A 14,216-nucleotide genomic window follows, 5' to 3' on the forward strand; every position below is an offset into this window, starting at 1 on the left:
CCTGCTTCATGAGGAAGAAAGTGGCCGAAAGGCCGATGAAGGCACGGCGCAATCAGCCTGAAGTCCGTAGTTCCCGGAGGACTTCCTGCATGATGCAGCTACATCGAGCCGCGGCGATGTCCGACCAAGCTGCCCCGGCTCGCAAGGGGATGAATACCTCGGACCTCGATAGCCTGTCGCTGCACTCGACACGGCAGTCACAGGCAACGCCACGTGCGCCGCTACGCCATGCGCTTCCATCGTGGTCGCACTGAGCAGCAGCGCATGTCGACCCCGGCTCTGCAAGCAGCGGACCGCACTTGGCAAAGCGTTCGACATCCGCATGTTTCCGCTATGCCAAACGTGCAGGTTGGAACGCTGGTTCCTATTCCGTCACGGACAAAGGGCGTGTGGGGGTCTAAAATATTCACATGATTAGCGCTGAGGACCCTGGGAGGGGCTGCGCGTTCATAGCGTTCAACGTTCGTCTCTGGATCCGGGCCGCGTGATGGCGCCTGCGATCGCTCTCCCTCCACGACTCGCCACCGCTCGCTGGTGCCCGAGTCCTTCCTGACATCTCAAAATGACTGATCAATCCTCAAAACGTGGGCTAGGCACCTGGTTGCTGGTGGCCTATGCCGTGGTGATCGCCGTGCTTGGCGCGGTGCTCGCCTATCAAGGCGGCCGCCTGGTGGCCGTCGGCGGCTCCTGGTATTACCTGATCGCGGGTATTGCCCTGTTCCTGGCGGGCGTCCTGCTCGCGCTGGGCAAGCGCGCCGGGCTGTGGCTGTTTGGCGCCACGCTGGCCGGCACCATCGCCTGGGCACTGTGGGAAGTGGGCCTGGATGGCTGGGGCTTGGTGCCGCGCCTGGCCATGATGTCGGTGCTAGGGCTGGTGTTGCTGCCGTTCTGGGGTGTGGCGCGTCGTCGCATGCAGCCGGTGTCCGGCCTGGGCTATGCGCTGGTGACCGGCGTGCTGCCAATCCTGGGTGCGGCGCTGATCCTGTGGCCGCTGTTGATGCCGCGCAATGTCGAGCTGGCCGATGCCTCCAAGCTGCCGGCCGACAGCGCCACGGCCTTCAGCCGCGGCACCGTGCCCAGCCCCGACGGCAACGTCGCGGCCAATCACGACGCCAGCAACTGGACCTCCTATGCGGGCTCCAATCTGTCCAACCACTACACGCCCGGCGCGCAGATCACCCCGGACAACGTGAAGAATCTCAAGGTTGCGTGGGAGTTCCACACCGGCGACCTGAAGCCCAAGGACTCCAAGCTGGGCTACGCCTTCCAGAACACCCCGCTCAAGGTCGGCGACCTGCTCTACATCTGCACCCCCACCCAGAAGGTGATCGCGGTGGAAGCAGCCAACGGCAAGGAGCGCTGGCGCTTCGATCCGCAGACCAACCCGAAGGCGATGGCGGGCGTGGCTGCCACCACCTGCCGTGGCGTGTCGTATTACCAAGCGCCCGAAGGCACCGCCGAGTGCCCGACCCGGATCTTCTGGCCGATGGTCGATGGCCGCCTTGGCGCGTTGGACGCACAGACCGGCAAGCTGTGCACCAGCTTCGGCAACAACGGCTATGTCGATCTGAATGCGGGCACCGGCAACACCAAGCCGGGTTTCGTCGGCCCGACCTCGCCGCCGGTGGTGATGCGCGGCGTGGTGATCCAGCCGACCGGCCAGGTCCGCGATGGCCAGGAAGGCGATGCGCCGTCCGGCGTGGTGCGCGGCTTCGATGCGCTCACCGGCCAGCTGCGCTGGGCCTGGGACCTGGGTAACCCGGCGATCACCGCCGAGCCGCCGGCCGGCCAGACCTACACGCGCTCAACCCCGAACGTATGGTCGCTGATGGCCGCCGACGACGAGCTGGGCCTGGTCTATCTGCCCACCGGCAATGCGTCCGGCGATTTCTTCGGCAAGGGCCGCACCCCGCAGGACGAGGAATACACCGCCTCGCTGGTTGCGGTGGATGCCGCTACTGGCAAGGAACGCTGGCATTTCCGTACCGTCAACCACGACCTGTGGGATTACGACATCGGCCCGCAGCCGAACCTGGTCGATTGGCCGGTCGCTGGCGGCGGTACGCGTGCTGCGGTGATCCAGGCCACCAAGTCCGGCCAGGTGTTCGTGCTGGACCGCGCCACCGGCGAGCCGATCATGCCGGTCAAGCAGATCCCGGTACCGCAGGGAACCGACCACGGCGACTGGACCGCTGCCACGCAACCGATCTCGCCGGGCATGCCCAACACTGTGGGCGCGCCGAGCCGCGAGTTCGAAAAAATCATCGAATCCGATGCCTGGGGCATGACCCCGTTCGACCAGTTGGTCTGCCGTATCCAGTTCAAGCAACTGCGCTACGAAGGCATGTTCACCCCGCCCACCCTGCAGGGGTCGCTGGCCTTCACCGGCAACCACGGCGGCATCAACTGGGGCGGTGTTTCGGTGGACCTGCAGCGCGGCATCATGGTGATGAACAGCAATCGCCTGCCGTACACCCTGCAGGTGTATACCCGCGAAAAAATGAATGAGCTGGGCGTGGTGTCGGTGTTCGACGGCAAGAGCAAGACGCCCGGCTACATGGCACAGAAGGGCCTGGCCTACGGCGCCCGCAAGGAGCCGTGGATGTCGCCGCTCAACACCCCGTGCGTGGCCCCGCCGTGGGGCTACATCGCCGGCGTTGACCTGCGCACGCAGCAGGTGATCTGGCGCCGTCCGCTGGGCACCGGTTACGACCAGGGGCCGATGGGCATTCCGTCCAAGACCAAGTTCGAGATCGGCACCCCCAACAACAGCGGCTCGCTGGCCACCGCTGGCGGGGTGACCTTCATCGGCGCGACCCTGGACGACTTCATGCGCGGCTTCGACACCCGCACCGGCAAGCAGGTCTGGGAGACCCGCGTCCCCGCCGGCCCGCAGGCAGCGCCGATGAGCTACACCATCAACGGCAAGCAATACATCGTGGCCGCCGTCGGTGGACACGACCGCATGGAAACCAAGTCGGGCGACAGCGTCATTGCCTGGGCCCTGCCGGACGATGCGCAGGCCGCGCCTGCCAAGTAACGGCAGCGCTCCAAGCACCATGCGGCCAGGCGGTACGCCGACGCGCATGAGCGCATGCAGTCTGCACTGCCTTGGCCGCTGCGCATCACCCGCCTGGCTGCGCTCCGGCGCATAGGCCACCTGCCGTCGGTCCAGGGCCGACGGATGCACCAATCAACCGGTCGTCGCGAGACGGCCGGTTTTTTTGTGCGCGCTTGCCGCTACGGCGAAGGCACGTGGGGGCGAAGCCGGCGATGTCGGCCCAGCGTATGACGCGCGGTCAACGCGCTTGCTGTCGGACCTGAGTTTCAGACGTCCGAACCCAGGCCAACCTCCCAGGATGGCGCTCCCATGCGGCAGTCAGATGCTGCGCAAGTGCGAATCCAGGCGCAGGCCGTTGGCAACCGAATCAGCCCCAACTTCGATGGGATTTGCCCGCCCCCAATAGCAGTTCGCTGACATGCCGGGCATTCGCTCGCGCGGGCGCTTTTCACGCAGAATTTACAATTGAGTCGACTTACTCGCGCGTCGATCGCCACGGGCACGCATACCCTGCCGAACTGAAATCGCTTTCATATCAAGGACATCACGCCATTTCGGGACCTGGTTGTCACATTCCGACGAACGGCACCTTCACATCATCATGATTCGGACTCAGCCGCCGATACCCCCATTGCGGGCCATGGACTGCCGATGCCGCTCCCCCTTCTCAGATCATCCAGCTGGACTCAGCCTATGTCGCTTGCACACGATGCCGCCCCCGTTGCCCAACCGCCCGCTGGTCGGCACGTTGCGCGCGCCACCTGGACTGCATGGCTGCCCGCCGCTGCACATGTCGCGCTGCTGGCGTTGCTGGCCTGCTATGCCGCCACGCTGGTACCCGGCAGCTTGCTGAGCGGGCTCGGACGCGTGCTGCCCGCCCTGCTGGTGTTGGGCGCGGCGAGCGCCGGGCTCTGGTGGTGGTCGCGCCGGCGTCACGACACGCAGTTGCAACAGGCAATGCGTGCGGTGGTGGCGATCGGCGAAGGACGCACCCAGCGTCTGGACCTGCGCAACGCCTCCGGCGACCTCGCACCGTTGCTGCACGCGCTGCAGGATGCCCAGGACAAGCTCGCCATCCGCATCGATGTGATGGAGCAAGGCCTGCGCCATGGCCAGTTCGTGATCAAGGCGCTGGACGATCTGGACACCATGATCCGCATCGCCGACGACGATGGCCAGGTGCTGTTTGCCAACCGCAAACTGCTCGCCATGCTCAAGCTGATCGAGCCGGATGTGCAGAGCTTCCGTCCCAGCTTCCATGCCGAAGGCTTCGTCGGCGGCAGCATCGGCGACATCTATCCCGACAGCCAGGCCGCGATCGACCGCATGCGCGCGTTGAATGCCTCCAAGGCCGTGCGTGCGCCATTCTTCGGCCGCCAGATCGACTTCGTGTACAGCCCGATCATCGCCGCCGACGGCACCAAGCTCGGCACCATCGCGCAGTGGATGGACGTCACCGCGCAGGTCAACGCCGAGCAGGCACTGATCCAGATCATCGACGCCGCCTCGGCCGGCGATTTCAGCCGTCGCATGCAGATCGATGGCATGGACGGTGTGCTGCTGACCCTGGCGCAAGGCATCAACCGCATCTACGACTCGGTGGAAACCCATCTGGCCGCATTGGCGCGCGTGATCGGCGCGCTGGCCGAAGGCGATCTCACCCAGCGTGTGGACGGCGATGCGCACGGTATCTTCGCGCGCTTGCGCGATGACACCAACCAGACCGTCACCCGCCTCACCGAGATCATCGGCGGCATCCAGGCCGCATCGGACACCATCCGCCAGGCCGCAGTGGAAATTGCCGCCGGCAACATGGATCTTTCCGAGCGCACCGAGCAACAGGCGGCCAACCTGGAAGAAACCGCCAGCTCGATGGAAGAACTCACCTCCACCGTGAAGCAAAACGCCGAGAGCGCGCTGCAGGCCAATCGCCTGGTCGTCGGCACCGGCGACGTGGCGCAGAGCGGCGGCCAGGTGATGGACGAGGTGGTCGCCACCATGGGCCAGATCAGCACCGCCTCGCGCAAGATCGGCGAGATCATCGGTGTGATCGACGGCATCGCGTTCCAGACCAACATCCTGGCGCTCAACGCCGCAGTGGAAGCCGCGCGTGCCGGCGAACAGGGCCGCGGTTTTGCGGTGGTTGCCTCGGAAGTGCGTGCATTGGCACGGCGCTCGGCCGATGCGGCCAAGGAAATCAAGACGCTCATCGCCGACTCCACCGACAAGGTGGAACTGGGTTCGGGCCTGGTGCACCGCGCCGGCGCGACCATGCGCGAGATCGTCGGCTCGGTCAAACACGTCACCGACATCATGAGCGAGATCACCTCGGCCAGCGCCGAGCAGTCCAGCGGCATCGAGCAGGTCAACCGCACGGTCGCGCAGTTGGACGAGGTGACCCAACGCAACGCTGCGCTGGTGGAAGAAGCCACCGCCGCTGCGCGCAGCCTGGAAGAACAGGCCGTGGAACTGGCCGATGCAGTCTCGATCTTCCGCCTGCAATCCGACACCCGTCCCGGCGCTTCCCACGTCGCGCGCGCCAGCTTCCACAACGCGGCATAAGCCTGGCATGCACAGCGATTCGTAGGAGCGCACCCGGGCGCGACCGGGTTTCTGCGGAAATGCCATCCATCAACAGCTGCGCTGCTGAGGCCAGCCGAGCGATGCGCCGCGTCGCCTCGTTCCGGCGTAGGTTCGCAGTGAATTGCATCGCAATGCGATGCAGCGCGCCTCAGGCCAGCGCCCCGATGCCGGGTGCACTGCCTCAGTCCAGAAACCGCGCGTGCTGCTCGGGCGTGGGCAGCATGCAGTGATCGCTGCGGCCGAACCAGCGATAACGATTGCGTGCGATCAGCCGGTAGCCGAGATCGCGCACGCGACGCGGGATCAGGCGCAGCGCCTCGCTCAGCCGCCAGAGCCCGCCCAATCCCGCAAGCACGCGCACGATCGCGTCGCTATCGGTCCAGGCACCGGTGGTGTCCACCAGTAGAAACGACAAAGGGTCGTCCGGATCCAGACCGTGCTGCTGCAACAGTGCGCGCCCGGCTTGCCCCTGCATGGCAGCAAAGCAATAGCGCCCACGCCGATCGTGGCGCAGCAGGAATTTGACCCAGCCATTGCAGAGCAGGCACACGCCATCGAAGACGATGGTGGCCCGCGCCGCAGGTGGGGCAACAGGCGATTGATCAGCGCGGTTCAAGCCAGCCCTCATAACGAATGAACGGTCCTACCAGCGGCAACTGCACGTCCACCAGAAACGCATAACGGCCGCCGTCGGCATGCTCGCGGCAGCGCACCTGCCGGAACCAGCGGGCAGGTAACCGAATCATCCCGAACGCCCACACGCCGGTGGCCTGCCAATACAACGATTGCGCATCGGCCTGCAGCGAAAATTCAAAGCGCACCGCGCCCAGGTGTTCGCGCAAGCTGGCGCCATGACGCCATAGCCGCGAATGCATCGGCATGCCATCAAAGCGCCGATGCCAGCGCTCGCCGCGCGCGTCGGTCAGAAAATCCACTTCCACCGCCACCTCGCCACTGCGCGGCAAGCGGCTCAGCAGCGCCAGCAACGGAACCAGCGCATGCGTGCCGCGTTGAATCCTGGCCCGGCCGGCGAAGGTCTGCCGCTGCTGCACCGAATGCAGCGCGCGCACCGGCGCAGGCAGTTGCGCGAACGCGTCCTGCCCCAGCACCTGTGCGAACAGCGGCACGCTCAGGGCGCGATCCAGGCCAGCGTGGCCATGCGTCCGCTGCGGCGATCGCGGCGATGCGAGAAAAAGCGCTGCGGATCGGAAATGGTGCACAACCCGCCGCCATACACCGCAGCGGCCGGCACACCGGCCCGCTGCAGCCGCTGACGTGCCAGCGCATACAGATCCACCCGCCAGTGCCCCGGGCGCGTGGCGACAAACGCCTGTTGCGCCTGTGCATCGTGCGCAACGAAGGCGCCGAACACGTCCTCGCCGATCTCATACACCTGGGGCCCCGCGGCAGGACCCAGCCAGGCCACCAGTTGCTGCGGTGGCGTCCGCATCGCCGCCACGCTGCGCTCCAGTACGCCGTCGGCCAGCCCGCGCCAACCGGCATGCGCAGCAGCGACCTCGCTGCCATCGACGGCAGCGAACACGACCGGCAGGCAATCGGCCGTGAGGATTGCCAGTACTACGCCAGGCGCCGAGGTCACCGCAGCATCGGCAACCGGTTCGTGCGCGCCTGGCGGCTGATCCGCCGCGCAGTCGGTGGAATCGGGTGCAGCGGGCGGTGCATCCACCCGTACCACGTCCACGCCGTGCACCTGCCGCAACCACTGAGGCGAGCTCGGCAGTTGCAGTGCCGCGGCAAGCAGTGCCCGGTTGCGCTCCACCTGCTCGGGCACATCGCCTTCGGCGCTGTTGCGGTTGCCAAGGTTGAGCGTATCGAACGGCGGCAGCGAGCCGCCCAGACCGTGACGCAGCGTGGTGAGCGCACGGATGCGCGGTGGCGCCGGCCAGTCGGCTGGCAGGGTGAAGGGCGCAGCCATGGGCATCTCAGCGGCGTGCCAGCTCGGCGGCGCGTGCGCTGTCTTCGCGCAGCACGGTCATCAGGCGCTGCAGATCGGCCGGCACCGGCGCACTGGCGCGGACCGGCTCGCCGCTGACCGGATGCAGGAATTCCAGGGTTTCGGCATGCAGCGCCTGACGCTTGAAGCTGCGCAGTTCGTGCACCAGCGCATCGGTGGCGCCCTTGGGCAGCTTGAGCGCGCCGCCATACAGCGGGTCGCCGACGATCGGCGACTTCAGGTGCGCCATGTGTACGCGGATCTGGTGGGTACGCCCGGTTTCGAGCCGGCATTCCAGCGCGGTGTGCGCACGGAAACGCTCGCGCAGGCGGTAATGGGTGACCGCATCGCGGCCGTCGTCGCGCACCGCCATCTTCAGGCGGTCGCGCGGGTGGCGATCGATCGGGGCGTTGGCGGTGCCGCCGGAGACCAGCGCGCCCACCACCACGGCCAGATACTGGCGATGCACCTCGCGCGCGGACAGCTGCTCCACCAGCGCGGTCTGCGCCTGCACGGTGCGCGCCACCACCATCACGCCACTGGTGTCCTTGTCCAGGCGATGCACCACCCCGGCGCGCGGCACCGAGGCCAGCGCCGGGTCGCGGAACAGCAGCGCATTGACCAGGGTCTGGTCCGGATTGCCGGCGCCCGGATGCACCACCAGGCCGGCCGGCTTGTCGATCACCAGCACCTGCTCGTCTTCGTACAGCACGCTCAGCGGAATGTCCTGCGGCGCGGCGTGGGTCTGGGTTTCCAGCACCACCTGCAGCTGCACGCTCTCGCCGCCGCGCAAGGTATCGCGCGGGCGCGCCATTTCACCGTCCAGCAGCGCGTCGCCGGACTTGATCCATTCCGACAGCCGCGAGCGCGAAAACTCCGGGAACAGCTCGGCCAGCACTGCGTCGAAACGGCGTCCGGCGGCATTGTCGGGCACGATCGCCTGGCGGATGGACGGGTCGAGGGGTTCGGCAGATGGGTCGGACATGGACACGGGCACTCGGGCAAAAAGCGGGAATTTGGGGGTCCGGGCGGCGGGAGTCAGTCGCCGGACAGGCCACTAGGCTATCATCGCGCTCTCGTTTTCCTGATGCGTCCTGCCCAGACCCATGATCCGACGGTCCACGTTTTCCGCGCCTGCGCGCCTGATTGCCCTCATGCTGGTCATGGCGTTCGTCGTCACCGGCTGCCACCGCGGCGCCAAGGACAAGAATCCCGACGAGGGCATGCCGGTCGAGCAGCTCTACGGCAAGGGTCATAACCTGATGGAGAAAGGCAACTGGGCCGGCGCAGAAGCCAGCTACAAGCGCCTGATCGCCCAGTACCCGTATGGCCCGTACACCGAGCAGGCGATGATCGAAACCGCCTACGCCCAGTACAAGGCCGGCAAGCACGACGACGCGGTCTCCAGCGTCGACCGCTTCATCCGGACCTACCCGACCCACCGCAACATCTCGTATCTGTACTACCTGCGCGGCCTGGCCAACAGCAACCGCGACACGGTGTTCCTGCGCCGCGTGTGGTCGCTGGACCCGAGCCGCCGCGACCTGTCTTCGCCGCAGCAGGCTTACAACGATTTCAATACCGTCACCGATCGCTACCCGAACAGCCGTTACGCCGCCGACGCACGCAAGCGCATGATCGAGCTGCGCGACATCTTCGCCCAGCACGAATTGGACAACGCGCTGTACTACCTGCGCCGCGATGCCTGGGTGTCGGCCGCCGGTCGTGCCAACTACCTGCTCGAAACCTATCCGCAGAGCGCCTTCCAGTACGACGCGGTCGCGGTACTGGCCGAGGCCTACACGCACCTGGGCAACAAGACCTTGGCAGCCGACGCACGCCGCGTGCTGGAGCTCAACGACCCGCAGCATCCGTGGCTGACCGGCAACTGGCCGAAATACCCGTGGGCCATCCGCAAGCTCAACCCGTTTGCCGGCGAAAAATCTGCCGCGACCGGGCAGAGCAATTCGCAGATGAATCGCGACTGAGATATCAGGCGCAGCGCACGACCGAAAAGAGGCCGAAAGGCCTCTTTTTTGTTGCCGCGACGATGACGGCAGGACGGCAAGTGCTGCACCGACGACGATCGGCGGCGATTGCCGCCGCTGATGCGCCCACCGAGCAATTGGTTCCCACGCGCGCAGACGCATGGCCGGAGCCGGTGCGCGCATCCTGGAACCGGCACCAGGTCACCCAATGCCCTTGGGTCTGCTGTCTATACTCATCCCGAACCAGCTCCGACTCCTTCGAGCGCCAGCCAAGGAAGCCGCATGTCTCGTGCCACCATCGCGTTGCTGCTCATGCTCTCGCTGGCGGCCCTGACCGCCAGCGCCACCGCGGCCCCCATCGTCTACGGCGTCAACGCGCACGACAGCCGTCCCGGCTACGCCATGACCCAGGCCGAGGCACGCTTCAAACTGCTGGCAGCGCGCAACCTGCGCAGCTACCGGTTCGATATCGATCCGCGCGATTACGCCACGCTGGATGCGCTCGTCCCCTTGGCGCGCAAGTACGGCATCACCCTGCGCCCGATGGTCTACCCGATGTCGCGCGAGATCGGCTACCAGCTGGCACGCCGCTATGCCGCAGACATCAAGGTCTGGGAAATCGGCAACGAACAGGATCTGGTCCGCGCCGAAGCCGATACCCGCATCGCCGCAATGACCACGATGTACCTGGGCATGCGCCAGGCTTCCGACGAACTGGGCGCAGGTTTGCGCTTCACCATCAACATCACCGCCTGCAATAGCGACGATCGCAGCGCCAACGCGCGTTGCCCGGGCGATCGCAACGGCTCGCTGTGGTTTTTGGCAAAAGCCAAGGCGGCCGGCTTCAACTTCGACCACATCAGCTTCCACTACTACGCGTTCTACCAGGATGCCGGCTATTGGACGGACCTGTATCTGGGCCAGCTGCGCACTGCCGCGCGTACCTACAACACCCCGGTGTTCTTCAACGAGCTGAACTGTGCGGAGATCTATACAGGCAGCACCACTGGCGGCACCGCAGGTGATCGGGGCTGTTACGACAGCCTGGCGCAGCTGTTGCGCAACGTGCGTGACAACTACGCCGACGTGGTGGCCGAGGTGAATGTCTACGAATTACTGGACCAGGCCACCATCCAGGGGCCTGAAGGCCACTTTGGCCTGATGTACGAACTGGCCCGACCAAAACCGCCCCTGGATCTGCTCACGCGGTTCGCCCAGCCGTCAGCCAGCGCAGCGGCAGCCACTGCGTCAGCCGAGTGACCGGATCAGCCGTCCGGATTACTGCCCGCGATACCCGTTGGTGATCGGATAGCGCCGTTCGCGACCGAATGCACGCCGCGACACCTTGGGCCCGGGCGCGGACTGATGGCGCTTCCACTCGTTGAGCCGCACCAGACGCAGCACATGCTCGACGGTATCGGCCGCGTAGCCGGCCGCAACGATGTCGTCGCGCGACTGCTCCTGGTCGACGTAGCGATACAGGATGCCGTCGAGCACATCGTACGGCGGCAGCGAATCCTGGTCGGTCTGGTTGGCGCGCAGCTCTGCCGACGGCGGGCGCGAGATCACCGCCGGCGGAATCACCGGCGCGCCGCCGACGGTGTTGCGCCATTTCGCCAGGCCGAACACCTCCGTCTTGTACAGGTCCTTGAGCGGCGCATAGCCACCGCACATGTCGCCATAGATGGTGGCGTAACCCACTGCGTATTCGCTCTTGTTACCGGTGGTCAGCACCAGCCCGCCGAACTTGTTCGACAGCGCCATCAAGATCACGCCACGGCTGCGCGACTGCAGGTTTTCTTCGGTGATGTCCGGCTGGGTGCCTTCGAACATAGGCCCCAGCGCGCCGAGCAGGCCTTCGAAAGCCGGTTCGATCGCGATGGTCTCCAGCTTCACGCCCAGCGCGCGGCATTGCTCGTCGGCCAGGTCGTTGGACAGGGTGGCGGTGTAGCGCGACGGCAGGCGCACGGCGGTCACGTTGTCGCCGCCCAGCGCATCCACCGCCATCGCCAACACCAGTGCCGAGTCGATGCCGCCGGACAAGCCAAGCCAGACCTTGCTGAAGCCGTTCTTGCGGCAATAGTCCTGCAGCCCGCGCACCACCGCACGCCAGGCCAGCGCATCCATGCTTTCGTCGCCGTCATCCACCCACACCACCGGAGTGAAGCTGCGCTCGCCGGCCGCATAGTCCACCACCAGCCACTGGTCCACGAAGGCTGCAGCGGCGGGATGCACGGTGCCGTCGCCATCGGCCACCACCGAGGCGCCATCGAACACCAGTGCATCCTGCCCGCCCACGACGTTGAGATAGGCAATCGCTGCCCCGCTCTCGCGGGTGCGTTCGGCCAGCAATGCATCGCGTTGGGCATGCTTGCCACGCTCGTACGGCGAGGCATTGGGCACCAGCACCAACTCCGCGCCCGCCCGTACCGTGTTGGCCAAGGGCTCGGCGAACCAGAGGTCTTCGCAGATCACCACGCCCACCTGCACGCCCTTGACCGTGACCACGCAGTTCTCGCCATCCGGATCCACGTCGAAATAACGACGCTCGTCGAACACCGCATAGTTGGGCAATTCGCGCTTGCGGTAGGTGGCTTCGATCCGCCCGTCGCGCAACACGCTGGCGGCGTTGTAGACCACGCTGCCGGCGCTTTGCGGCCAGCCGACCACTGCCACGATGCCGCGCGTGGCCGCCGCAATCCGCGCCAGCGCCTGTTCGCAATGAGCGAGGAATCCCGGTCGTAACAGCAGGTCTTCCGGTGGATATCCGCTGATCGCCAATTCGGGAAACAGCACGATGTCGGCTTCGAACTCGTCGCGCGCCGCTGCGATGTACTCGATGATGCGATCGGTATTCTGCGTCACGCCGCCGACCGGGAAGTCGAACTGGGCCATGGCGATGCGGAGGGTGTGTGCTGTCACTGCTGACTCCATCAAAACAGGCTTTCAAGGTAACCCGCTTCGCGCTGCGAACGGATCGCCAGCACGTACACGGTGTCGTCCAACGGTGCGTAACGATAGAGCGCAAGATAGCCGCTGGCATCGCGACCGATGACCAGTTCGCGGAATCCGCCCTGCACCGCGCGCCCTATCAGTGGATTGTCCGCTAATGCATCGATAGCCTGGAAGACACCTGCGAGTTTTCGCTGCACATTGGCTGCATCGTGTTCCAGCAGATAGGCGACCAGACGGCGTGCATCGTCGGCAACGCGCGCGGCAAGCACGATCCTGGTCACCTGTCAGCGCTCGACGGCGCTGGCCACCGGTGGCGCGGGGTCGTCTCCATCGGCAAGTTGCTGCATGTACTGGCGTACATCCGCCCAGGACAGCGTGTTGGCGCCCTCCTGGATGGCAGCCCAGCGTTGCTGCGCCTCGGCATGAAATGCCGTGCGGCGCTCGTATGCATCGATTTTTTCCGCGATGGCGTCGACGATAAAGCCGTGCGCCGTGGTTCCGGCATCTTTCGCCGCCCTGGCGACACGCGCTTTCAGTTCGTCGGGCAGACGGATGGTGGTCGTGGACATGGCAACCTCGGGGGACCGAATGGCGGACCCAAAGTAGCACACTTGTGACACACTTTGCATGATGCGCTCCTTGTGCAATTCAGGGCTTTAGCATCGACATAGGCATGGAGCCGAACAGTCGGCCCAGCGTGCGTCGTGCAGTGCGCAATCCCTGCCATCTGCATCAGGTATCCCCGTAAACGCAGAAAGCCGCCCGAAGGCGGCTTTCTGCGACACCACACTGGTAAGACTTACTTCACCAGCGCCGCAATCGCCGCACCCAGATCGCCCGGCGAGCGGACGGTCTTGACGCCGGCGGCTTCCATCGCCGCGAACTTGCCTTCGGCCGTGCCCTTGCCACCGGACGCGATCGCACCGGCATGGCCCATGCGCTTGCCGGCCGGCGCGGAGGCACCGGCGATGAAGCCGACCACCGGCTTCTTGACGTGGTTCTTGATGTACTCGGCACCGGCTTCCTCGGCGTCGCCACCGATTTCACCCACCATGATGATGCCTTCGGTCTGCGGGTCTTCGTTGAACAGCTTGAGGCAGTCGACGAAGTTCAGGCCGTTGATCGGGTCGCCACCGATGCCGATGCAGGTGCTCTGGCCCAGGCCCACTTCGGTGGTCTGCTTGACCGCTTCATAGGTCAGCGTGCCCGAACGCGACACGATGCCGATCTTGCCCGGCTTGTGGATGTGGCCTGGCATGATGCCGATCTTGCACTCGCCCGGGGTGATCACGCCGGGGCAGTTCGGCCCGATCAGCACGGTGTCCGGATGCGAACGGGTCAGCACGTTCTTGACGCGCAGCATGTCCAGCACCGGGATGCCCTCGGTGATGCAGACGATGACCTTGATGCCGGCCGCAGCCGCTTCCAGAATCGCATCGGCCGCGTACGGCGGCGGCACGTAGATCACCGACGCATCGGCGCCGGTGGCCTGGACCGCATCGGCGACGGTGTTGAACACCGGCAGATTGATGTGGGTGGTGCCGCCCTTGCCGGGCGTCACGCCGCCGACGACCTGGGTGCCGTACTCGACCATCTGAGTGGCGTGGAAGGTGCCCTGCTGGCCGGTAAAGCCCTGCACGATCACCTTGGTGTTCTTGTTAATCAAAACGGACAT

12 protein-coding genes are annotated in these 14,216 nt (G+C 65.8%); 4 read left to right on the forward strand and 8 right to left on the reverse strand.

Features of this window, described 5'->3' with window-relative positions:
* Nucleotides 1-601 precede the first annotated feature (601 nt).
* Entirely contained in the window at nt 602-3,040 is a 2,439-nt protein-coding gene (locus ACDH77_RS15315; protein WP_280304307.1) for a glucose/quinate/shikimate family membrane-bound PQQ-dependent dehydrogenase, read from the forward strand.
* Nucleotides 3,041-3,754: 714 nt separating this feature from the next.
* A complete protein-coding gene (locus ACDH77_RS15320; protein WP_218488482.1) occupies nt 3,755-5,623 on the forward strand; it encodes a methyl-accepting chemotaxis protein in 1,869 nt (622 codons plus the stop codon).
* 202 nt (nt 5,624-5,825) lie between these two features.
* On the opposite strand, the gene ACDH77_RS15325 is transcribed toward ACDH77_RS15320, so the two are convergent.
* The 4 genes from ACDH77_RS15325 to rluD are packed head-to-tail and all read right to left on the reverse strand — an operon-like array spanning nt 5,826 to nt 8,583.
* Entirely contained in the window at nt 5,826-6,260 is a 435-nt protein-coding gene (locus ACDH77_RS15325; protein ID WP_033479391.1) for a thiol-disulfide oxidoreductase DCC family protein, read from the reverse strand.
* On the reverse strand, nt 6,247-6,771 hold the full coding sequence (locus ACDH77_RS15330; RefSeq protein WP_008577794.1) for a DUF4166 domain-containing protein: 525 nt from the start codon (nt 6,769-6,771) through the stop codon (nt 6,247-6,249). The genes ACDH77_RS15325 and ACDH77_RS15330 overlap by 14 nt, the downstream gene beginning before the upstream one ends.
* A 2-nt stretch (nt 6,772-6,773) precedes the next feature.
* Nucleotides 6,774-7,586: a peptidoglycan editing factor PgeF gene (pgeF, locus tag ACDH77_RS15335; RefSeq protein WP_218488481.1), complete on the reverse strand. Its 813-nt coding sequence runs from the start codon at nt 7,584-7,586 to the stop codon at nt 6,774-6,776.
* A gap of 1 nt (nt 7,587) precedes the next feature.
* Nucleotides 7,588-8,583: a 23S rRNA pseudouridine(1911/1915/1917) synthase RluD gene (gene rluD, locus ACDH77_RS15340; RefSeq protein ID WP_218488480.1), complete on the reverse strand. Its 996-nt coding sequence runs from the start codon at nt 8,581-8,583 to the stop codon at nt 7,588-7,590.
* Nucleotides 8,584-8,704: 121 nt separating this feature from the next.
* Between rluD and ACDH77_RS15345 the strand changes: the two genes are divergently transcribed.
* A complete protein-coding gene (locus ACDH77_RS15345; RefSeq protein WP_005915798.1) occupies nt 8,705-9,586 on the forward strand; it encodes an outer membrane protein assembly factor BamD in 882 nt (293 codons plus the stop codon).
* Between the two features lie 282 nt (nt 9,587-9,868).
* The gene (locus ACDH77_RS15350; RefSeq protein WP_219930962.1) at nt 9,869-10,846 is read left to right on the forward strand and encodes a hypothetical protein; all 978 of its coding nucleotides are present in this window, start codon (nt 9,869-9,871) and stop codon (nt 10,844-10,846) included.
* An 18-nt stretch (nt 10,847-10,864) separates the two neighbouring features.
* Here ACDH77_RS15350 and ACDH77_RS15355 read toward each other — a convergent pair whose 3' ends face one another.
* The 4 genes from ACDH77_RS15355 to sucD form a co-directional block, all read right to left on the reverse strand.
* Nucleotides 10,865-12,520 carry an NAD+ synthase gene (locus ACDH77_RS15355; RefSeq protein ID WP_031423861.1) on the reverse strand — a complete coding sequence of 552 codons (1,656 nt, stop codon included), beginning with the start codon at nt 12,518-12,520 and terminating at the stop codon, nt 10,865-10,867.
* On the reverse strand, nt 12,520-12,822 hold the full coding sequence (locus ACDH77_RS15360; RefSeq protein ID WP_008577789.1) for a type II toxin-antitoxin system RelE/ParE family toxin: 303 nt from the start codon (nt 12,820-12,822) through the stop codon (nt 12,520-12,522). Before ACDH77_RS15360 ends, ACDH77_RS15355 begins: the two co-directional genes overlap by 1 nt.
* Nucleotides 12,823-12,825: 3 nt before the next feature.
* Nucleotides 12,826-13,170: a ribbon-helix-helix domain-containing protein gene (locus ACDH77_RS15365; RefSeq protein WP_008577787.1), complete on the reverse strand. Its 345-nt coding sequence runs from the start codon at nt 13,168-13,170 to the stop codon at nt 12,826-12,828.
* A 170-nt stretch (nt 13,171-13,340) separates the two neighbouring features.
* Nucleotides 13,341-14,216 carry a succinate--CoA ligase subunit alpha gene (gene sucD, locus ACDH77_RS15370; RefSeq protein ID WP_029820064.1) on the reverse strand — a complete coding sequence of 292 codons (876 nt, stop codon included), beginning with the start codon at nt 14,214-14,216 and terminating at the stop codon, nt 13,341-13,343.

Source organism: Xanthomonas axonopodis pv. maculifoliigardeniae (genome assembly GCF_041519315.1).
In the GTDB taxonomy this organism is placed as follows: Bacteria; Pseudomonadota; Gammaproteobacteria; order Xanthomonadales; family Xanthomonadaceae; genus Xanthomonas; species Xanthomonas euvesicatoria.